20 protein-coding genes are annotated in these 20,825 nt (G+C 45.9%); 12 read left to right on the forward strand and 8 right to left on the reverse strand.

Annotation, left to right across the window (positions count from 1 at the left end):
- Nucleotides 1–12 precede the first annotated feature (12 nt).
- Nucleotides 13–360, forward strand: coding sequence for a signal peptidase I (locus JGK11_RS29185; protein ID WP_293213971.1), 348 nt, complete (start codon nt 13–15; stop codon nt 358–360).
- Here the strand turns inward: JGK11_RS29185 and galK are convergent.
- Nucleotides 350–1,429, reverse strand: coding sequence for a galactokinase (gene galK / locus JGK11_RS29190; protein WP_293185992.1), 1,080 nt, complete (start codon nt 1,427–1,429; stop codon nt 350–352). The two genes, JGK11_RS29185 and galK, sit on opposite strands and share 11 nt — an antisense overlap.
- A gap of 257 nt (nt 1,430–1,686) precedes the next feature.
- Between galK and rsmA the strand changes: the two genes are divergently transcribed.
- Nucleotides 1,687–2,508, forward strand: a complete 822-nt coding sequence (gene rsmA / locus JGK11_RS29195; RefSeq protein WP_293185990.1) for a 16S rRNA (adenine(1518)-N(6)/adenine(1519)-N(6))-dimethyltransferase RsmA — start codon at nt 1,687–1,689, stop codon at nt 2,506–2,508.
- Between the two features lie 172 nt (nt 2,509–2,680).
- On the opposite strand, the gene JGK11_RS29200 is transcribed toward rsmA, so the two are convergent.
- Nucleotides 2,681–2,860, reverse strand: coding sequence for a hypothetical protein (locus tag JGK11_RS29200; RefSeq protein WP_293185988.1), 180 nt, complete (start codon nt 2,858–2,860; stop codon nt 2,681–2,683).
- A gap of 93 nt (nt 2,861–2,953) precedes the next feature.
- Here JGK11_RS29200 and ispE point away from each other — a divergent pair, with 93 nt between their 5' ends.
- The 6 genes from ispE (at nt 2,954) to JGK11_RS29230 (ending at nt 7,368) form a co-directional block, all read left to right on the forward strand.
- Nucleotides 2,954–3,931: a 4-(cytidine 5'-diphospho)-2-C-methyl-D-erythritol kinase gene (gene ispE / locus JGK11_RS29205; RefSeq protein ID WP_293213959.1), complete on the forward strand. Its 978-nt coding sequence runs from the start codon at nt 2,954–2,956 to the stop codon at nt 3,929–3,931.
- Nucleotides 3,932–4,136: 205 nt separating this feature from the next.
- Nucleotides 4,137–4,490: a DUF3082 domain-containing protein gene (locus JGK11_RS29210; RefSeq protein WP_293185987.1), complete on the forward strand. Its 354-nt coding sequence runs from the start codon at nt 4,137–4,139 to the stop codon at nt 4,488–4,490.
- 61 nt (nt 4,491–4,551) lie between these two features.
- Nucleotides 4,552–5,178, forward strand: coding sequence for a DUF488 domain-containing protein (locus JGK11_RS29215; protein ID WP_293185985.1), 627 nt, complete (start codon nt 4,552–4,554; stop codon nt 5,176–5,178).
- Entirely contained in the window at nt 5,156–5,608 is a 453-nt protein-coding gene (locus JGK11_RS29220) for a DUF488 domain-containing protein (protein WP_293185983.1), read from the forward strand. Before JGK11_RS29215 ends, JGK11_RS29220 begins: the two co-directional genes overlap by 23 nt.
- Before the next feature lie 70 nt (nt 5,609–5,678).
- Nucleotides 5,679–6,353 carry a hypothetical protein gene (locus JGK11_RS29225; RefSeq protein WP_293185982.1) on the forward strand — a complete coding sequence of 225 codons (675 nt, stop codon included), beginning with the start codon at nt 5,679–5,681 and terminating at the stop codon, nt 6,351–6,353.
- 304 nt (nt 6,354–6,657) lie between these two features.
- Nucleotides 6,658–7,368 (forward strand): hypothetical protein, encoded by a 711-nt coding sequence (locus tag JGK11_RS29230; protein ID WP_293185981.1) that lies wholly within the window; start codon nt 6,658–6,660, stop codon nt 7,366–7,368.
- A gap of 290 nt (nt 7,369–7,658) precedes the next feature.
- On the opposite strand, the gene JGK11_RS29235 is transcribed toward JGK11_RS29230, so the two are convergent.
- Nucleotides 7,659–8,330: a Uma2 family endonuclease gene (locus JGK11_RS29235; protein WP_293185980.1), complete on the reverse strand. Its 672-nt coding sequence runs from the start codon at nt 8,328–8,330 to the stop codon at nt 7,659–7,661.
- Between the two features lie 238 nt (nt 8,331–8,568).
- Nucleotides 8,569–9,135, reverse strand: a complete 567-nt coding sequence (locus JGK11_RS29240; protein WP_293193291.1) for a type II toxin-antitoxin system Phd/YefM family antitoxin — start codon at nt 9,133–9,135, stop codon at nt 8,569–8,571.
- A 90-nt stretch (nt 9,136–9,225) separates the two neighbouring features.
- On the opposite strand from JGK11_RS29240, the gene metH reads away from it, so the two are divergent.
- Nucleotides 9,226–12,840 (forward strand): methionine synthase, encoded by a 3,615-nt coding sequence (metH, locus tag JGK11_RS29245; RefSeq protein ID WP_293213962.1) that lies wholly within the window; start codon nt 9,226–9,228, stop codon nt 12,838–12,840.
- 330 nt (nt 12,841–13,170) lie between these two features.
- Here metH and JGK11_RS29250 read toward each other — a convergent pair whose 3' ends face one another.
- Both JGK11_RS29250 and JGK11_RS29255 read right to left on the reverse strand, forming a co-directional pair.
- The gene (locus JGK11_RS29250; protein ID WP_293185976.1) at nt 13,171–13,794 is read right to left on the reverse strand and encodes a hypothetical protein; all 624 of its coding nucleotides are present in this window, start codon (nt 13,792–13,794) and stop codon (nt 13,171–13,173) included.
- A gap of 253 nt (nt 13,795–14,047) precedes the next feature.
- On the reverse strand, nt 14,048–14,374 hold the full coding sequence (locus JGK11_RS29255) for a YbjQ family protein (protein ID WP_172184303.1): 327 nt from the start codon (nt 14,372–14,374) through the stop codon (nt 14,048–14,050).
- A 150-nt stretch (nt 14,375–14,524) separates the two neighbouring features.
- Between JGK11_RS29255 and JGK11_RS29260 the strand changes: the two genes are divergently transcribed.
- A complete protein-coding gene (locus JGK11_RS29260; protein WP_293193293.1) occupies nt 14,525–15,625 on the forward strand; it encodes a tetratricopeptide repeat protein in 1,101 nt (366 codons plus the stop codon).
- A gap of 326 nt (nt 15,626–15,951) precedes the next feature.
- Here JGK11_RS29260 and JGK11_RS29265 read toward each other — a convergent pair whose 3' ends face one another.
- Together JGK11_RS29265 and JGK11_RS29270 are read right to left on the reverse strand one after the other, a co-directional pair.
- Entirely contained in the window at nt 15,952–16,188 is a 237-nt protein-coding gene (locus JGK11_RS29265) for a hypothetical protein (protein ID WP_293213965.1), read from the reverse strand.
- A gap of 220 nt (nt 16,189–16,408) precedes the next feature.
- Nucleotides 16,409–16,621: a chlorophyll a/b-binding protein gene (locus JGK11_RS29270; RefSeq protein WP_293147923.1), complete on the reverse strand. Its 213-nt coding sequence runs from the start codon at nt 16,619–16,621 to the stop codon at nt 16,409–16,411.
- Nucleotides 16,622–17,156: 535 nt separating this feature from the next.
- Here JGK11_RS29270 and hflX point away from each other — a divergent pair.
- Both hflX and JGK11_RS29280 read left to right on the forward strand, forming a co-directional pair.
- The gene (hflX, locus tag JGK11_RS29275; protein ID WP_366027226.1) at nt 17,157–18,803 is read left to right on the forward strand and encodes a GTPase HflX; all 1,647 of its coding nucleotides are present in this window, start codon (nt 17,157–17,159) and stop codon (nt 18,801–18,803) included.
- Nucleotides 18,804–19,943: 1,140 nt separating this feature from the next.
- Complete coding sequence (locus JGK11_RS29280) at nt 19,944–20,546, forward strand: PEP-CTERM sorting domain-containing protein (protein ID WP_293185837.1); 603 nt, start codon at nt 19,944–19,946, stop codon at nt 20,544–20,546.
- Nucleotides 20,547–20,825 lie beyond the last annotated feature (279 nt).

The following is a 20,825-nucleotide window of genomic DNA, read 5'->3' on the forward strand; positions in this document are numbered from 1 at the left end:
AAAAAGCCTCAAATGATTGCAGAGCAATTATTTGAGGTTTTGAGAATTCTGAATTCTTTTGAAATTAAATCCGATCGAATATCTGCGGAATGTGGGTTAGAGGTAAAATGGGGCGTTCACTCCGCCGGAGATTGCAGGACTCAGTGGGCGGTAAATGCGGCAGCAACTACGCTTTCTATTCTGGTAAAAGGGCGGTTTCGCTTGCAATTTCCTTCGCAAGAAATCTTGCTGTGTTGTGAAGGAGATTATGCTCTCTGGCTGCCGGGAGTGCCTCATTATTGGTCGGCCGAGGAGGATTCGGTTATCGTGACTGTGCGGTGGCCTTCGGTGTCGGGAGATAGTTCTGCGATTAAGAATTAACTTGAACTTCGGGAACTAAAACGCGACCATTATAACCCGCGCGGTGGTAACGATCGATCGCCTCTGATGCAATAACATCGGCTTTCCCACTCTTAACCAGTGCAACACAAGCACCGCCAAAACCTCCGCCCGTCAGCCTCGCGCCGAAGACTCCGGGGATTGACTGCAAGATTGCCGCCAAGGCATCTACTGCAACCACCGAAACTTCGTAGTCGTCGCGCAAACTCGCATGGGAAGCATTCATTAAATCGCCGAAACGTTCGGCTGGTAAAGATTTTACAGCTTGCAGCACGCGGTTGTTTTCGGTGACTACGTGGCGCGATCGCCTTTTTAGGGGTTCTGGCAATACTTCCACTGCTTTGGGATCGCTGATATCCCTAAGGGCTTTAACTCCCAATATCCGGGCGGATTCTTCGCACTCAGCACGCCGCTGGTTGTAGCCACTTCCGGCTGCTAGGTTGTGGCTTTCACCGCTGTCAATGACTAAAATTTCTGTGCCTGTGGGAAAAGGTAGCGCGCGGTATTCGAGGCTGCGGGTGTCGATAAATAGCATCGTGTTGGTGTCTGCTAAACTCGACGCCATTTGATCCATGATGCCACAGTTCACCCCGGCATACCGGATTTCGGTTAGCTGTCCGATTTGAGCCAGCCGCACGTCGTCTAGGGGGAGGTTCAGCAGCGCGCGGATTGCTCTGAGGGTGGCTATTTCTAAAGCCGCGCTGCTGGACAAACCGGCGCCGATCGGCACATCGGAGGTAATGTAGAGATTTATTGGTGGTATTTTGTACCCTTCTTTTTCTAAAAGTCTGATGCAGCCACAGATATAACTGACGAATTTTTGCGGTATGGTATCGTCGTCTGAAAAATTTATGAGTTCGTCATATTCGGCTGAATAAAAATGGTGTCGGGTATCGCTGCTGAAGCCAATTTGTACTGTTGTGCGCTGCCCAATCGCAGTCGGAAGTACAAATCCATCGTTGTAGTCTGTGTGTTCGCCCAGCATATTTACTCTTCCGGGCGCGCTGGCTTGGGTTTGGGGTAATGTACCAAATACTCGTTGGAATTTCATTTTTGGGGAATTGGTAATTGGTAATTGGTAATTGGTAATTGGTAATTGGTAATTGGTAATTGGTAATTGGTAATTGGTAATTGGTAATTGGTAATTGGGAAGAAATAAACTTATTTTTTATCGTTAATTATTTTATGATGCCCAAGTTTTTTGCTGAATTCAACCCCTGTTTACAAAAATAAACATAACTTTAGCTTGGGAAAAAATATGGGGTTGTGATAGAATGGCAGGCTAAGATTTCTCGAAGAATTCAAAAAATGCGATCGACCAGACCCCGGAAACAGTTTGCTCAACATTGGCTCAAAAGCGAGAAAGCCTTAGATAAGATTGTCAAAGCGGCGAGTTTGTCGGGCGATCGCGTCCTGGAAATCGGGCCGGGCACTGGGATTCTGACTCGACCCTTGCTTGCTGCGGCTGAGTCTGTTGTTGCGGTGGAGATCGATCGAGATTTGTGCCTAAAACTCGCCAAGCAACTAGGCAAAAACGACAACTTTTTACTGCTACAAGGCGATTTTCTGGAAATGGATTTAGAGGCTGAACTAATCGCCTTTCCCAAATTCCAAGATCCCAATAAAGTTGTTGCCAACATTCCCTACAATATCACCGGCCCCATCCTGCAAAAACTGCTGGGAACGATATCTGTGCCGGTTGCGAAACCCTTCGATGCGATCGTCCTGTTGGTGCAGAAAGAAGTAGCCCAAAGGCTTTACGCTAAACCTGGTTCGACAGCTTTTGGCGCTTTGTCGGTGCGGGTGCAGTATTTAGCAGAATGCGAGTTAATTTGCGATGTGCCGTCTAGAGACTTTTATCCGCCGCCAAAAGTCGATTCCGCCGTGGTGCGGCTGCTGCCCCGAGTGATAGAAACGCCAGCAGTTAATCCGCGTTATTTAGAGACTTTAGTCAAGTTAGGATTTGGCAGCAAGCGCAAGATGCTGCGTAATAATTTAAAAGGATCTGTGGATTTAGATAAACTCGTTCAATTGTTAGAAAAGTTACAGATCAATCCTCAATCTCGCGCTGAAGATTTAAGCGTGGCGCAATGGGTAAATTTGAGCAATAATTTGTTTTCCGATGACTAGAATCCTTGCACTCCCAAGCTTTCTTATCTGGAAATAATCTGCGTTGCATCGTCGGTTGCATCTGTGGTTCGCCTATCAATCAAAGATTTATGCAATAAGTTTACTGATAACTGATGATTAATAACGTTCGCGAACTCTTGTTTACTCGCAAAACATGACTGATGAATAATGACTAATGACTTTCGCGTTTGGAAATAAAGTAAAGCAGTGTAATCGGGAGCGAGAAATAGGCGATCGCAATTATTGAATCTGAGGCTACGTGCAGCCAGACTAACTTGGTCTGCCATCGATAACAGCGCCCGTGGGGAATAAATGACCCCGAACTAAAAAAAGTTTTCCACATTTCCTGCATAATATTTCCTTTGAGTTGTGAGAAAATGTAGTCTGACTGGTGTCAATTAATTTCTTCAACCAGGGGTTTCTTTCACCCGCGGCTTAATCACCTATGCGTTCATATTCTCTGCTAGCTTCAGCAAAAATCAATCTGTATTTGGAGATAATAGGCGATCGCCCCGACGGATATCACGAACTGGCGATGGTGCTTCAAAGCATAGATTTGGCCGATCGAATTGACTTGCGCCCGATCGGAACGGACACGATCCGCGTGCGCTGCGATCACCCCCAAGTCCCGCCGGACAAGAATAATCTGGCTTATCGCGCGGCGGATTTGTTGGCGCAGCAATTTCCAGATGCTTTGGCGAAATACGGCGGAGTCGAGATTGCCATTCACAAGCAGATTCCGGTGGCCGCGGGGCTCGCCGGCGGTTCTGCAAATGCTGCCGCAGTTTTAGTCGGGATGGACTTGCTGTGGCAATTGGGACTCACTCAATCGGAGTTGCAAGAGTTGGGGGGAACTCTGGGTTCTGATGTGCCTTTTTGCATTGGAGGAGGTACGGCTCTGGCAACAGGTCGTGGGGATAAACTCTCTCCCCTGCCTGATTTGGGAGGTTTTTGTGTGGTGCTGGCGAAGTTTCGCAATCTCAGTATTTCTACTGCATGGTCGTATCAAACTTATCGCAAACAGTTCAGTAGTTCCTATTGTGCACCAGAAGATTTGGAATGTCGCCGCCAAAGGCTACATTCAGGGCCGATGGTGGGGGCGATCGCCCAAAAAGATCGATCGAAAATTGGTCAATTGCTGCACAACGATTTAGAAAAAGTTGCTTTACCCGTGTACCCGCAGGTGTTGCAATTGCGGGAGGCTTTTGAGTCGGCGGGGGTTTTGGGCGCGATGATGTCCGGTTCCGGGCCGACGGTGTTTGCGCTGTGTGAGTCTCCAGAGCAGGCTCAGCAGGTTCTGGAACGGGTGAAAAGTGCGATCGCTTCTCCCGATTTGGATTTTTGGGTAGCAAAGTTTAGCAATACTGGGATTCGGATTTTTTCGGAAGGAAATGATACGAAACCGCCGATTGTGAGGGTGTAACTCGCTGTCGGGTGCGATCGCGATCGTCGGTTAAATGTCAGTGGGGGCGATCCTCTCCGAGGGCTGCGCTAACGGCAAAAATGAATCTAACTTTGCGCGGAGTCTATTAAGATCGCAGAACTGATAAAATGACATGAAACACCGATTTTAGTTTTGGTAAATTAACCAGAAATCTAAAATCTAAAATCTAAAATCTAAAATCGCCATGGCTGATTTAACTAATCCAAATTCCACTTCTGAACCTCTAAGTTCGGCGCGGGATGCAACGCCTGCATCTCCCAAGCAGCCGACTGTTTTGCGGTGCGTGATTGGTTCGCTGATCGCGAGTGTGTTCGCTTTTGGTTTGTATTCGCTAACTATGTCGATCGCTCTAAATTTTGCTAGCAAGCCGCTGCATTCCACCAATATTACTGTGCTTAAAATTAGTGTCGCCGTGCGAACTTTAGTCGTGGGGATGGTGGCTTTAGGTACGGGCGTTTTTGGGCTGGCGGCAGTCGGCTTAATGCTGCTGGGTTTGCAAATTGGGATTCAAAAGTTGGTGAAGAAACCTGCTGGTTGAAACTATCAGACTACAGAAAATCTAGCCTGCAAGCTGAATACTTAATAGTAAGATCGAAGCAATGGAAGTATTTACGATCGGACACTCCAATCACAGTATTGAAGCGTTTATTTTGTTATTGGAACAACACGGAATTACAGCGGTTGCGGACGTGCGATCGCATCCTTTCAGCCGCTATTTACCTCATTTTAATAAATCAGAAATTACAGCTTCTCTGTCTGCTGCGGGCATTCAATATGTTTTTTTGGGGCAAGAATTGGGTGCGAGGCCGGAAGACTTAAGCTGTTACGATACTAGCGGTAAAGCTTTGTACGATCGCATAGCAGCGACTCCTCTATTTGCCTCAGGAATTCAACGCTTGCTCAAAGGCGCCACCAATTATAAAATCAGTTTAATGTGTGCGGAAAAAGACCCGATTACTTGTCACCGCACTATTTTAGTTTGCCACAAACTCAAAGAATTTAATTTGCAAATAAATCATATTCTGTCCGATGGCAGTTTAGAATCGCATCAGGATGTAGAAGCAAGACTTTTGAGCAAGTTTAACAAAGGTAAAAAAAATAATCAGCCAATTCAGTTAAGCTTGTTTGAATTAGAACCTCAAGTTAAAGATGAAATAGTTGATTTAGAAACAGCTTATTATCGTTATGGATTGGAAATCGCTTATGTCACCAAAGAAAGCAATTAATTTATTTACAATTGGTTTTACTCAAAAAAGCGCCGAGCAATTTTTTGATACTTTGATAAAAGCCGGAGTCCGCAGGGTGATAGATACGCGGCTGAATAATGTGTCCCAGTTAGCTGGTTTTGCTAAGCGGAAAGATTTAGAGTATTTTTTGCGGACAATTGGTAATATTAAGTATGTGCATATTCTGGATTTAGCGCCGACTCAAGATATTCTGGATGATTATAAAAAGAAAAAGGGAGATTGGGATGTTTATGAACAGCAGTTTTTGCAGTTGATTCGCGATCGACAAATTGAGCAAAAAATTTCGCCGGATATTCTAGACTGCGGGTGTCTGCTTTGTAGCGAACCACAGCCTCACAACTGTCACCGCCGTTTAGTTGCTGAATATCTCAACGATAAGTGGCAAAATGTCAAAATTAGTCATCTTTGAATTGCATAGCTGGCGGGGAGTGTACGCCATAAATACAGGAATCAATCTAAAATCTAACATCTAAAATCGAATGACTCGGATAATTTGCCTTGCTAATTCCTGGAAACGAGGTGACAGGTGCATCGCTGGAATTAATGAAATTAATGGTAACTGGGTACGTCCAATTTCCGACTTACCAGACGGCCAGATTCCTAAAGAAATACGGCAGATAAATAGACTGGAACCGGCATTATTAGATGTTATAGACATTCCTTTGGCAAATACGGGGCCGGATTTTGGTTTTGAGTGTGAAAATCTGTCTATTATTCCGGGAAAATGGCAGCACGTCGGGAAGGTTTCTTCTGCATATTTACTGAAATATTTCCGCGATCGGGCATATATTTTGCATAATGATTTGCGATTTGTGACAGTAGATTATATGCAGTCTTTGCCAAGGGAAGAGCGCATTACTTTACAATTAATAAAAGCAGTAAAATTTACCGTAAGAATGGTCGGCAAAAGATTTGAAAGTGGGAATAAATGGGAAGGATCTATTGTAACTGCATACAATCAAAAATTGACGGCAACAATTACCGATCCGGTGTTTACTAGAAGGTTGGATTTGGGTTATCGCCCGGAAAAAGCTTGTTTGCTAACCATCAGTTTAAGTATGCCTTGGCGGCCTGATGATTGGGAAGGAGACGATCCTTGTTGGAAGTTGATTGCGGGTGTGATTGAGTTGGAGGAAGATATTATTTATTATTGATTAGCAATACGAAGGACAGTTTTAGATCTAATCTAGTATCTCAAACCGTTGATGGCTATAGGGATGACTATTTTTTCAATCTTTAAGTCTCGCCCGCTCGTTTCAAAAAATCATTAAAAATGCCAGGGCTTACTCGCGATACGCTTAATTTTTGATTAATTTTAGCAACAACTCTTGACATCGCATACATTTGAAATTATGGTAGGGCGATCGGCGCGCACCATAGGTTTAGAGATTTTGTTCGAGATTTAACATTCTTCGTGCTATAATTCTGCGGGACTGTAGCAGAAAGGGGTGCTTTTTCATGAAAGCAGAATTTTATTATGACTGTCACAGATATATTTGCAGCTTAGTTCAAGTTGATTTTGTCAAAGAATTAAAAATTAAAAATCATCAAGGTTTTGTGTTGGCTGTTAAGCAAGGAGAAAAGATTGGACTTTTGGGGAAAAGTCGCCATAATGCTAAACAAGTTGATGTGTCTAAGCCGCATTTTTATAATGTAATTAAAGCAGCAATGAGCGCTTTGGAATTAGAAACTAGAAATGAAGTCATATTAGAGAGAAATCGAACTATTGCTGATGGGGAAGAAATGATTCAGCAGCAAAACCGAGAAATTCGCGTTTTGAATGAACAGCTTAGAATTCAATCGACTCAGATTGAGCATTTGTCAAGGGAAAACCAGCAGTTATCGGTGCAGCTAGTAGAGAAGGAAATTAGAGAAACTCAAATTAGTCAAGAAATTGAGGAAGATTTAGCGGCGGAAATTGACGATTGGGTTGGAGAATCTGAAATTAGTGAAGAAATCGATGAATTGCCGATTTTAGATTCTGGATTTGGATTGGAGTTAATCGAACATCAGCAGGATTTGCAGGATGTTGAGAAAGCTGAAGAAATCAGCGGAGGCGAGGTTGAAGTTTTGGATTTAGAAATTGTAGAACAAGTGGATGTTCCAGCCGACAATGAAATTAAGCACCTGGCTAAAAGAGGTTCACAGAGAAAGATGCGAAAGAAATAATCAAAAAATTTAATATTTTTTAAGACTCACAGGTTTGTAGTGAGGACTTCAGTCCTTCTTAAAGGTTCGTAGTGAGGACTTCAGTCCTTGGATTGGATGCGGACTGAAGTCCTGGCTACGAACCAATTATAGGGTGCATCGGGTTTTTCAAGAGGGCGAAGCATGACCGTATATGAGTTATTAGTTATAATCTCATATTGACTGCGGTCATGCTTCGCCCCTACAATCATATTTACCAAACTCAGATCCACCCCAATTATATTTTATTATGGGTTGGAATTTTACATTTATTATAGGTTGGAATTTTGCAAAATTTCTCTAATTCTTGTCCGAAATAGACGCACGGCCGATCTTTGTCCGATCGCCCTGCTTTGTTCGATAAATCCTGGTATTTCTGCGATCGGCAAAAATGGAAAAGCTACACTTTGACCAACACTCTCGTATTTGTCATCGACAAGTTGATAAACTTCTAGAGTTTGGCGGCGGTATCTCCAAATTTCTGGAACGCCCAAAGCTGCATAAATTGCGAATTTGTTTAGAGAAGAATTGGTGTAATCCGACTCGACAGCCAAATCCGGCGGCGGATCGGTTTCCAAGTCAATATCTCTGCTTCTTACTAAAGCTTCATTCTGGATGTAGAAACAGGTATCTGGTTCGATCGCGCGACTTAAATCTTCTCGTTTAAGCAGCAGAGATCGGAGTTTCATTACCTCAATTTCTAGCTCATCTGCTAGGGCTTCAATAAAACTTTCTAACATCCCTGTAGGCATTTCATGTTCTTGGTAGGGCATTCTGATTTCTAATACTCCATTGTCATAGGCAATTCTCCACGCACGATCGTCTCCAACATCAGCAAGCAACGCTTGAAAAGTTTGCCAGCTAACGCCTTTCAAAACAACTTTTGACTCTCGGATAATTTGCTCTTGTACGGGAGGAGACGGGGTTATTGTTTGCGGATTCATATTGCGAGTCCTCTGTATTGGTTTTGCGATCGAAGGTGAACAAACTTATAGCAGTTATAAACAGCCGTGTTAGGAAAGAAGTGTTGTTTAGTATTTTGTCCGGTGCGTCGCTATGAGATTGTCGATCTGATGCGAGGTATTTCAATGGCGACACACCCTACTAATAGTCAGGTGCGTCGCTATGAGATTGTCGATCTGATGCGAGGTATTTCAATGGCGACACACCCTACTAATAGTATTATGATAGCATTTTTAGTCGGGATTTCTCGGCGATTAGGTACTCCGGTACCCAAAAACGATCGATCGACATGAGAATAGCTACAGACATGAAAATATCAATATTTTCTCCCATTTCCTCAGTGGGCAATAAGCCAAATAATTCGTCGAATTCCTTGACATCTGCTAAAATATTATCAAAGTCTTCTACAAGTTCGTCCGGGTAAATGCAGTGGATTCCTCTCTCATCTTCATAATATGCTTCTTCGTCAGGAAAGAATTGTGAGGGTTTGAGTTCTTCCATGAGATAATCTATCTTGTGAAACTCTGCTTCGGGAACGATCGCAGCTAGATCCTTCCCTGCTTGCTGTAAAATAAAACGATCGCCCTTTTGCATCACTCGTTTCACGATCTCGATCGCATTTTCGCAAAATTCCTCAACAGTTAAGCGAAAAAACCCCTCAGAGTCGATCGCCAGTTTAGCCCCCACAGCCGCGCCCACAGCAGAATTTTGACAATTATCCAGGGCGATCGGTAAGATCGTAGGTGCGATCGAACTACCGTCAGCAGCATTAAATCCTTCAGTCATCAGTCGTTCCCCAACATACGCATAATTGTTGACAATATTGCACAATAGATAAAATTGTAAATATATAGCACCTACGTCTTTTTACCGCTGATGAATAGCAAATTTCTCGATCGACTCCACCACCCCTCGCGCCCAGTCATCGTCTTCGACGGCGCCATGGGAACCAACCTGCAAGTCCAAAACCTCACCGCAGAAGACTTCGGCGGTAAAGAATACGAAGGCTGTAACGAATATCTCGTGCACACCAAGCCGGAAGCCGTCGCCATCGTGCACCGAGGATTCCTCGAAGCAGGCGCCGATGTCATCGAAACAGACACCTTCGGCGCTGCTTCCATCGTGCTCGCGGAGTACGATTTAGCAGACAAAGCCTATTATCTCAACAAAACGGCGGCTGAACTCGCCAAGAATATCGCAGCAGAATTTGACACGCCCGAAAAACCGAGATTTGTCGCAGGATCGATCGGCCCGGGTACCAAATTGCCAACCTTAGGACACATCGATTTTGACACGCTAACCGCCGCTTTTACCGAACAAGCCGAAGGACTTTATGACGGCGGCGTTGACTTATTTATAGTCGAAACTTGTCAAGACGTGCTGCAAATTAAATCAGCATTAAATGCCATTGAAGAAGTATTTAAGAAAAAAGGTGCGCGGATTCCGCTGATGGTATCAGTCACAATGGAAGCCACCGGCACAATGTTAGTCGGTTCCGACATCAGCGCCGCTTTAGCTATTTTGCAGCCGTATCCCATAGATATTTTAGGATTAAACTGTGCCACCGGGCCCGATCGCATGGCGGAACACGTCAAATATCTATCCGAACATTCGCCCTTCGTGGTTTCCTGCGTACCAAACGCTGGTTTACCCGAAAACATTGGCGGCCACGCACACTACAAACTGACGCCGATTGAATTAAAAATGGCCTTGATGCGCTTCGTCGAAGACTTAGGCGTGCAAGTCATTGGCGGCTGCTGCGGTACTCGCTACGATCACATCCGCGAACTGTCAGAAATTGGCACAACTCTTAAACCCAAAATTCGCGAAATTACTTGGGAACCAGCCGCTGCTTCAATTTATAGCGCCCAACCCTACGAACAAGAAAATTCCTTCTTAATTGTCGGGGAAAAACTCAACGCTAGCGGTTCCAAAAAATGCCGCGATTTGCTAAACGCCGAAGACTGGGACGGTTTAGTAGCAATGGCTAGAGAACAAGTGCGAGAAGGCGCGCACGTTCTCGATGTCAACGTCGATTATGTCGGGCGCGACGGCGTGCGCGATATGAAAGAATTAGTATCCCGGGTTGTGACTAATGCAACTCTGCCTTTAATGCTGGATTCCACCGAGTGGGAAAAGATGGAAGCTGGCTTGAAAGTTGCGGGCGGCAAATGTTTGCTGAATTCTACTAACTATGAAGACGGAGAACCGCGTTTTTATCAAGTTTTGGAGTTGGCTAAAAAGTACGGCGCAGGGATTGTGATCGGAACGATTGATGAAGATGGGATGGCGCGCACTGCTGACCAAAAATTTGCGATCGCCCAACGCGCCTATAACGCCGCCGTCGCCTATGGAATTCCCGCCTCAGAACTCTTTTTTGACACCCTGGCTTTGCCGATTTCTACCGGGATTGAAGAAGACCGAAAAAACGGCAAAGCTACCATCGAATCTATCCGCCGCATCCGCCAAGAATTGCCGGGATGTCACGTGATTTTGGGAGTTTCTAACATTTCCTTCGGCTTGAATCCGGCGGCGCGCCAAGTTCTCAATTCCATGTTTTTGCACGAAGCGATGCAGGCGGGGATGGATTCGGCGATTATCAGCGCTAACAAGATTTTGCCGATCGCCAAAATCGACCCCAAACACCAGGAAATCTGCCGCAAACTGATCTACGACGAACGGGAGTTCGACGGCGATATTTGCATTTACGACCCCTTGGGCGACCTAACAACGGTGTTTGCGGGCAAAACTACCAAGCGCGATCGTACCCAAGACGAAAACCTCCCCGTCGAAGAACGATTGAAGCGCCACATCATCGATGGCGAACGCATCGGCCTCGACATCCAACTCGCCAAAGCATTAGAAACCTATCCGCCCCTGCAAATTATCAATACCTTCTTGTTAGATGGGATGAAAGTAGTCGGAGAATTGTTCGGTTCGGGACAAATGCAATTGCCATTTGTATTGCAGTCAGCAGAAACCATGAAAGCGGCAGTTGCTTATTTAGAACCGTACATGGAAAAGTCCGAATCCGGGGACAATGCTAAAGGCACATTTATCATTGCAACTGTCAAAGGCGACGTTCACGACATCGGCAAAAACTTGGTTGATATTATCCTATCAAACAACGGCTATCGAGTGATTAACTTGGGAATTAAACAGCCAGTTGATAATATCATCGAAGCCTACGAAAAGCACAAAGCCGATTGTATTGCCATGAGTGGCTTGCTGGTAAAATCCACCGCATTTATGAAGGAAAATCTGGAAGTATTCAACCAGAAAGGAATCACTGTTCCCGTAATTTTGGGCGGCGCGGCTTTGACTCCCAAGTTTGTACATGAAGATTGCCAAAATACTTATAAAGGTAAAGTTGTTTACGGCAAAGATGCGTTTTCTGACTTGCATTTCATGGACAAACTGATGCCAGCAAAATCTGCTGGTAACTGGGAAGATTTGCAAGGATTCTTGGATGAAGCTGAAAATAGTAACGGGGCGGTGAAAGCAGCTAAAACTTCGGCAGAAACTGCGGTTGAGGATGCTAAGAAGGCAGACACTCCGGTGATTATTGATACCAGGCGATCCGAAGCAGTTGATGCAAATATCGATCGCCCGAATCCTCCTTTCTGGGGTACAAAACTGTTATCGCCCGAAGAAATCCCGTTTGAAGAGCTTTTCTGGCACTTGGATTTGCAAGCATTAGTTGCGGGACAGTGGCAATTCCGCAAGCCAAAAGACCAATCGCGGGAAGAATACGATGCTTTCTTAGCTGAAAAAGTCTATCCAATCTTGGAAGAATGGAAACACAAAATTATCACCGAAAAGTTACTGCACCCGCAAGCAATTTACGGGTATTTCCCCTGTCAAGCTGAAGGAAATTCCTTGTATCTGTATGACCCAGAAATTATGAAGGGCGGGCAAGATGCCCACCCCACAGCAGAAAATAGTGGCACAGGCATCTTGCCTGTGAATGCCAATAGTGGCACAGGCATCTTGCCTGTGACAACATTGACATTTCCCCGGCAAAAATCGGCGCGCCGGCTGTGCATTGCCGACTTCTTCGCACCGAAAGAATCGGGTAAAATCGATGTATTTCCGATGCAAGTAGCGACGGTGGGAGAAGTTGCTACGGAGTACGCACAAAAGCTATTTGCTAACAATCAATACACCGATTATCTCTACTTCCACGGATTGGCGGTACAGACGGCGGAAGCAGTAGCCGAATGGACTCACGCGCGGATTCGCCGGGAATTGGGTTTTGCTAGCGAGGAACCGGATAATATTCGGGATATGCTGGCGCAGCGATATCGCGGTTCGCGCTACAGTTTCGGCTATCCTGCTTGTCCGAATATGGCGGATCAGTACAAGCAATTGGATTTGCTAAAGTGCGATCGTATAAACCTGTATATGGATGAAAGCGAACAACTTTATCCGGAACAGTCAACCACTGCAATTATCACCTATCACCCAGCCGCTAAATACTTCACAGCTTAATTTATTAGTGCGCGCGGAGTACCATTAGTGTCAACTTAACGTCAAATGTACTATCGATTTACTGTTTGACGACTAGGCCCAGATCTCCCTGGCACCCCCCTTAAAAAGGGGGGAACCGGAAGATATCAAAGTCCCCCTTTTTAAGGGGGATTTAGGGGGATCTAGACTCAGCAAAAAGCGCATTATACAAATAAAACTCGGCGGTTGAAACCGCTAGTACACAAACAAAGTCCGCCTTCGCGGACTGAAGAATACACAAATTCACCCAATAAAAAAGCACCTTGAAAAAGTGCTTTCATGAACCGGAAGTTTGATTGTTCCACCAAACTTTTACAAGTGATTCCGGGGAGTGCGGGCGCCGGCAGATGCTCCGGCCATTGAAGCAACCAAACCCAATAATGAGCCGAACAAAAATGACCAACCAGCTTTAGCGGCATTTTCAGCAATATTCCGAGCATCCTGAGCAGAAACGCTAGGCGCTTGGTTGGGTAGATTTACGCCGCCTTGTTGGGCTTGATTAATCGCTGCTCCGGCATTCGCTGCTACTACGCCAAAAGTCCCAGCTACGCCATTTGCTAACAGCCAAGAGCCAATTGTTAAGGTAGTTGCCCACAAAATTGCTCCGTTCAAAAGCGCGGTGCTGCGGTTCATCGGGCCGCAAGCGCGAGCAGTTACCCAACCGCCAACGCCCAAGCTTATTAATAAACTGATAATTGACCAAATTCCTACTCCAGTACCGACGTTGCCTGCAATACTGCGCGGAGCTCCTGAATTAGCAATGTTGCTCAACCCGATCGCCGCACCCAACGCACTTAACACCAGTTGTGTGCCGATCGCAATTACCAAACCTGAAAAAATTGGGCCCCACCGCACTAAATCGTGATATTCCATGACCGGCTTAACTAGAGTCTGCTCGGTAACAACGTTGTCTACTGGTCTATTTACGTATGCCATAGCTTTTCCTTTCCTTTGAGAGTTGGTTTTATTTTTAACAATCTTTCACCTAAGCATTGATTGTGGCTGAGATTGATAGAAACCATATCTGCCTGGGGAAATAACCAGTATCTATGTCTGAAGAAATAAACTAAAAAGTCATCAGCTTTCAGCCAGCAGCTATTAGCTAATGACTGATGACTGATGGCTGATAACCAATAACTATTTTATCCAGTTAAAAAAGTTCGCTGATGTATAGAGGAAAAGCGGCTTATTAACGCAATCTGACAGCAGTCCCAACAGCAGTAATCAACAGCAAAGCCCCCGAAGAGTCTACATTAATCGTGCCGGTGTCAACTTCCACCCCGATCACGGCATTAGCACCCAGGCGCTGGGCCCGTTTTTCCAGTTCCGCGAGGGCATCTCGCTGTCCTTTGAGAAACACTTCCTCGTAACTGCCGGTGCGCCCGCCGATGATGTCGCGAATACCCGCGAAGAAATCTCGCAGGGCGTTTGTGCCGTAGACAACCTCGGCAGTTACAATTCCCAAGTAAGATTGAATTTCTGCTCCTTGGATGATATCAGTTGTTGTTACAATCATCAGTTGGCCTCAAGTGCGAAAATTTTGAGTTGGTCGATTTCTGTAGGTTTACTACATCTCCCCGCTCAAAGATTCCAGGCAAACCCTAAGCTGTAAGCTTGTTAAGCTGACACCAATTCGCTCTTTTAATCCACACACTCTTTGAAAAAAATGGCCGTCCACAAACAAAGTCTCTTGGTATTCAGTACACTTTTGGTAGCGGGATTCGCGATCGCAACGCCGCAGATAGCGCTCTCAGCAGACACACCAGAGGAAGTTCAACCTAAAAATAATGCAAATTTAGATAGTCTGCTGCGGCAAGGACGCGAGTTGGTAGATTTAGGAGACTACAGTAAGGCGATCGCCATTTATCAACAAGCAGCCCGTTTAGATGCGGAAAACCCGCGCATTTTTTCCGGTATTGCCTATCTACAAGCGCGTCAGGGTAACTATCAAGCCTCAGTGGAATTTTACCAACAGGCGATCGGTCTGGAACCCAAAAATGCTGACTTTCAATACGCCTTAGGATATGCTATGGCGAACCTGCAAAACTATCCCGCAGCAGCAGCAGCTTACCGTCGCGCCGCTGTGCTCGATCGCAAAAATGTCAACGCCCGAATTGGACTCGGAGTGGTGCTGTTTCAGCAAAAAGATTACAGCGGTGCATTTAAAGCATACCAAGAGGCGATCGCCCTCGATCCCAAAAATTGGCAAGCTTATTCTTCATTGGGTTTAGTATTGATCCAGCAGGGAAACTTTGCCAGTGCTGTCACCGTGCTCAAACAAGCAGCCAAACTCGCTCCCAAACAAGCCAGCATTCAGTTAAAATTAGGTACTGCTTTGCTGCGTAGCGGCAACACTTCCGAAGGGCTAGCAGCTTTTGAAGAAGCGTCAAAACTAGAGCCGCGGAATCCCGAAGTACAGTTAGAAATTGGCGAACTTCTCAGAGCTCAAAACGACTTAGAAGGAGCGATTATAGCTTACAAGCGAGCGATTGACGTGCGACCGAATCTAGTGAGCGCATACGTTGCAATCGGGGAAATTCAACTAGAAAAACAAGATTTTTCAGGAGCAATTATCACTTTTCGGCGAGTGATCCAGCTCGATCCAGCCCGAGGAGAAGCTTATTACAACATGGGTCAAGCATTCAAAGCGCGCGATCGCAAATCCGACGCAATTCAAGCTTTTCAACAAGCCCTAGACACTTACCGCCAGCAAGGCAACAATGATGGCGCACAAAAAGCCGAGGCGGCGCTCAATGAACTAAAGTAATTAGTCAGTTGATAGTTGATAGTTGATAGTGTTTCTGATGGGTCAGAATCAACAATCCCCGATCGCGCGATACTCAGAAACCGGGTTTCTTCGGAAAATCTCGTGAAGAGGCGTAAATTCTCAGAGAAACCCGGTTTCTTGGACGCTTGCGCGTGGAACTCAGAAACCGGGTTTCTTGGATGCACGTAGGTTCTTTCTATTCTTCAAAGGTTAAATGCTGGATTAATTTATCGCTAGTTAAATCTTCTAAAAAGTAACGATAAGCATCTGCTGACTGAAATTGCGATCGCACTCGATCTATTTTAGGCAAACTACCCTGGCGCAAATCAATATATAGCCTTTCTCAAAAAGATGAGGTATGGCTGACAGCTTACATAACCGCTGAAATCAAGAGAGCCCAAGCCCAACAACGTCCGCGAATCTTTGTAAAAACCGCTATATTCTTGATAGCTAGAAAACTCCCAAGCCTCGGCTTTTTTAACTATATTAGTAGCACAAACTGGATTTAAGTGAATATAACGAGTTAGGTGTAATAAATACTCTTCTGTATCTACATGAAACATGAAACATGAACAATATCTGTTTGTCTATCAATATTCACCGCGCCACTCCTCTCGCCCCTACGCAGAATCATCGCATCAGAGCAAGAAGTCTGTTAATGCCATTCAAAAGTAACGAAAAATACAAAGGGACAAAATCCTACTCGCTGCCATTTGTAACTTTTAGGCTGTCTGGCAGTTGTGGCATTTCCTCATACTACCAGACAGGATAGAATGCTCGTTATTAGTGAGCGATGTAGGTAGGCAGAAAGTGAAGTATGTCGCGCAGAACGCTATATCCAGCCATGTCCCAAAGCAAATAAGCTAAGAAACCGATCATCGCTAAGCGACCGTTCCAAAGTTCTGCTTGTGGGTTTAACCCAAACAAAAAGGCGTTCCGATCTTTGCCGTTGTAGGCATTAGCGGTAGGAGGTAAGTTAGTAGGGCGAGTTTCCATTTTTTTACATTCCTTAACAATGTTTCGCTTATCATGGTAGCGACCTAATTTCTAGTTTGCTATCTGTCGATAGGTGCAAAATACATACAAGTCTAAAGGAGGATTTTGAGACAAAAATGACGTGTTAAATTTTGTTAAAAACCATTTTTTCAGCGATCGCCTGTATCGGTAGATACTAAAGACAACTGCAAGTTGAGATGGCTGCTGTGAAAAGCTTGCGAAGCCCTGCTGCGACAAACAACGGCCGTTGTGACTCGACAATACTGAAGTCGCGAGAAGCTACAGGAAAAAAAAATAGTCAATTTCAACCGCAAAACAGAACACGATCGCCCTTAACTTAACTAAAATAGGAACAAAGACAGAGCGCGAGGGAGAAACAGTTATCGAAACCATCTACGGCAATCTTCAGGGTCTCAAATCCAGCCAACTCAAACAACTCGAAAAGCTTTACCACCAAAGACTACCGGGCGATCGCATCACCACGGCAGAATTCGCACAGCGCGTCGCCGCCATCAGTACCGAAATCGACAAGCCAATCTGCACCTACATCAACCGTCGCGGACAAGTAATTCGCGTCGGCGTCGGTACGCCCCGCCAAACCCAGATTGCACCCCTAGAATTGCCCCGCTACGGAGGAGGTCGCCTCAGTGGCATTCGCTGCATCGCCACCCACTTGAAGCCCGAAATCCCTAGCGAAGCAGCCATCACCGCCATGGCAATTCAGCGCCTCGATGCCCTGGTTTGGCTGACTCTAAGCGGCGGAGGATTTCAGCGCCGCGGCGGCGGTGCGGCCGGTTACATCCAAGACACTTATCTGGTTCACCTGATACCCCAGGGAGACCGACCAAATTTTGAGTTCTCTGTGTTGAGCGCTAAGTTAGAACCAGCTTCAACTAAAACAGAGGAAATAGAAGAGCCTTTAATTCAAAACTCACCAATCAAAACTCAAAACTTTCCCTGGAAAATATCAGAACCACTGAGTTTGGACGACCTCGCAGACCAAGACTTTCTGGAGTTGGTGGAAGGACTCGAAGCAGATTTTCAAGCAGAATTTGTCGCCAAACAAGTAGATGCAGACCAAGACAAAGTGCTGCTGGTTGGTGTGATGACTCAGCACATGACTCTGCTGGATTTTGAGGACGGACTCGCAGAAATCACGCGGCTGGTGGAAAGCGCCGGAGGTCAGGTATTGCAAACAGTGCGTCAAAAGCGATCGAACCCCCACCCGCAGACAGTCGTCGGCGAAGGCAAAATTCAAGAAATTTCCCTCACCGCTCAAACGATTAGCGCTAACCTCGTGGTATTCGATCGCGACTTGTCCCCCGCACAAATACGCAACTTGGAAATTCAGATTGGTATTCGTGTCGTCGATCGCACGGAGGTAATTCTCGACATCTTCGCCCAAAGAGCGCGATCGAGCGAAGGTAAATTGCAAGTAGAACTCGCTCAACTACAGTACAGCCTGCCCCGCCTGACAGGTCGCGGTCAAGCAATGTCGAGACAAGGCGGCGGTATCGGTACCAGAGGCCCCGGGGAAACTAAACTCGAAACCGAACGCCGGACGATCGCCAAACGCATTTCAAGATTGCAGCAAGAAGTAAATCAACTCCTAGCCCACCGCTTCCGGCTGCGACAGAACCGGCACCACATGGACGTACCCTCAGCCGCGATCGTCGGCTACACCAATGCAGGTAAATCGACTCTGCTCAACCTGCTCACAAATTCCGAGGTCTACGCAGCCGACCAATTATTTGCCACCCTCGACCCCACCACCCGAAAGCTGACGATTCCTGGCGCCCTCACCGAAGAACCGCTGTCGATCGTCCTCACAGATACAGTGGGCTTTATTCGCGAACTTCCCCTCTCATTGATCGACGCTTTTCGGGCTACCCTCGAAGAAGTTACAGATGCCGATGCTTTGCTGCACCTTGTCGATCTTTCGCATCCCGCGTGGCAGAGCCAAATTCGCTCCGTCATGAATATTTTGACAGATATGCCCGTAACTCCCGGGCCTGCCCTTGTAGTATTTAACAAAATCGATGCCGTAGATGGAGATACTCTTGCTCTCGCCCGAGAAGAGTTTCCTCAAGCCGTATTTATTTCGGCCGCCAAAGGTCTCGGCATGGAAAGCCTGCGCGATCGACTAGCCCAGCTCATTCAATACGCCCTCTACCCTCGGTAAATACTTAAATATTCCTTTTCAGTAGTTGACATTCGGGAATACACGTACATATACTGAGGACAGATCTCGTCGAAGCATGAGACTATAAAAGAATAGTCAGATTGTGGATTGCTAATTAGAATACAGCAGATATAGTTTGCGATCGGTTACATACTTAACTTCAGGAGGCGGCGCTCAAGGTTGATTAACAGTAAGACTTTTTCGGACATTTGCACGGACGATCGCTTACATTTGTCATAGGTCTTCGTATCATATAGAGTCAGTAACTCTAGGCTCAAGCCACTGAGCTTGTTAGAGAGATCGAGCAAGCTGTACTGACGGGCCTCAGACCTTCGAGGTCTACGTTATTTGGGTCACGACACCCTGTGGATGCGAAGCTAGTCCCTTGCTCTGTCGAAGCGTGGTTAAACAGTTCTAAAGTCACGCTTTACACTGCTGCTAGCCGGAAAAAGCCCTTATAACTTTGGCGAAGCTAACATTACCCGAAAGGGATTTGGAGACAACCATATCGACCTAGAGCGGCAACCATACCCCTCTAACCCCGCAAGGGGATTCAAGGCGGTTGAAACCGCGCCCGTCGTTTCCCTCTCAGGACTAAAGTCTCGCTCGTTTCCCACTTACCGAGCTATTTTATGAATTTACCCACTCAGATGTAGGTGAAAAACCTTGGTAGTACGCAACCGCTATATAAATAAGTTGCCTCTACAGTATCAAAGCAAATAATCAGATTGGCTAATAGCGCTAAGCGATAACCAAGCTGAACGCAAGAATATAAGTGCTTGTAGAAATTTTTACGGGCATAGGTTGATAGGCCTTGGTTGAGATCCGATCTCAACTTATGTATTTGTTAGCAAATGTTAGCAAAAAAGTATCGGTAAAAACTCTCTTTTAATAGCTGTAAGGGCTGTTAGCTCAGAGGTTGCCAGACGGTGCAAACCACCCTAGGCGACTAGGGTCAAATAAAATAAGACGACCAAAGTGTTTGGGCGATCGCCTCAAGCGCTATACTATCTTTTACAGGCGTCCGGGAGAGAAAACATCAATTTATGGTAAGAACTCTAAAATCTATGCCCGCCGTGCAGCGCTAATCTCTAGCACTACTTCTATTCTCCGATTTTACCACTGTTTAACTAAATAGTTATGTGTACGCCACTGGCAAAACTAGCAATTGGACTCTCTGCCACAATGGCAACAGGGTTCTACTATCTAGCTGCCGCCCCTCCGGCTTCAGCAGCAGTCGATGTGTGCGGGCCCGGAAACTATTCAAGTGCCTGCGTCCCTGATAATTCCCTCAGCCCTCAATCACCAACACCCGTACCAGTCGAAGTACCGACATCACCTGCACCCGTGCGAGACGCGGTACCGGAAGCGCTGGTAGATCCAGCACCGATACCGATCGTACAACCTGTAGTGCCGGAAGTGCCGGTAGTCCAATCACCAGGCCCTATAATAGTAGAGCCCGCAGTACCGGAACCACCGGTAGCCTCACCACCACCATCAACCCCGATACCGATATTACCCACGCCGGTCATACCACCGGTCATACCACCGGTATCACCATCGCCATCGCCAGTTCCGCCGATACAGGTGCCATCGCCGATATTGCCAAACTACATAAACCCCCCCGTCATTAGAAGAACAACTATCCCAGAACCCGGTACTGTGGTAGCACTCCTGCTGACAGGCGCAGGAATCATCTGTTCCACCAGAAAACGAAACAAGCAGGTCGGTCAGCAACGGTAAGCAGGCCCAAGCTGCTGCTTGTTTTCAACATCTCTCCGTTTCTTGAAGCGCGAGTGTTTTTTTGTTTTTAGGTGAAATCATAAAAAATGTATTATAAAACTTTATTAAGTTTGTAAGCAGTAGTAAGCAATAGTAGTATCATATAGTCAAAATGGTCAACTGAGAGAATTATTGCGATCGTCAAAAAATGGAGAGTCTGAATGCAACTAGCAGAGAGGCACATCATTAAATCCACCGAGAATCGTTTTGTTGAAATTGATGAACTAGCCTTTAAATCCA

This window comes from Microcoleus sp. PH2017_34_RAT_O_A (assembly GCF_020737885.1).
GTDB lineage: Bacteria > Cyanobacteriota > Cyanobacteriia > Cyanobacteriales > Microcoleaceae > Microcoleus.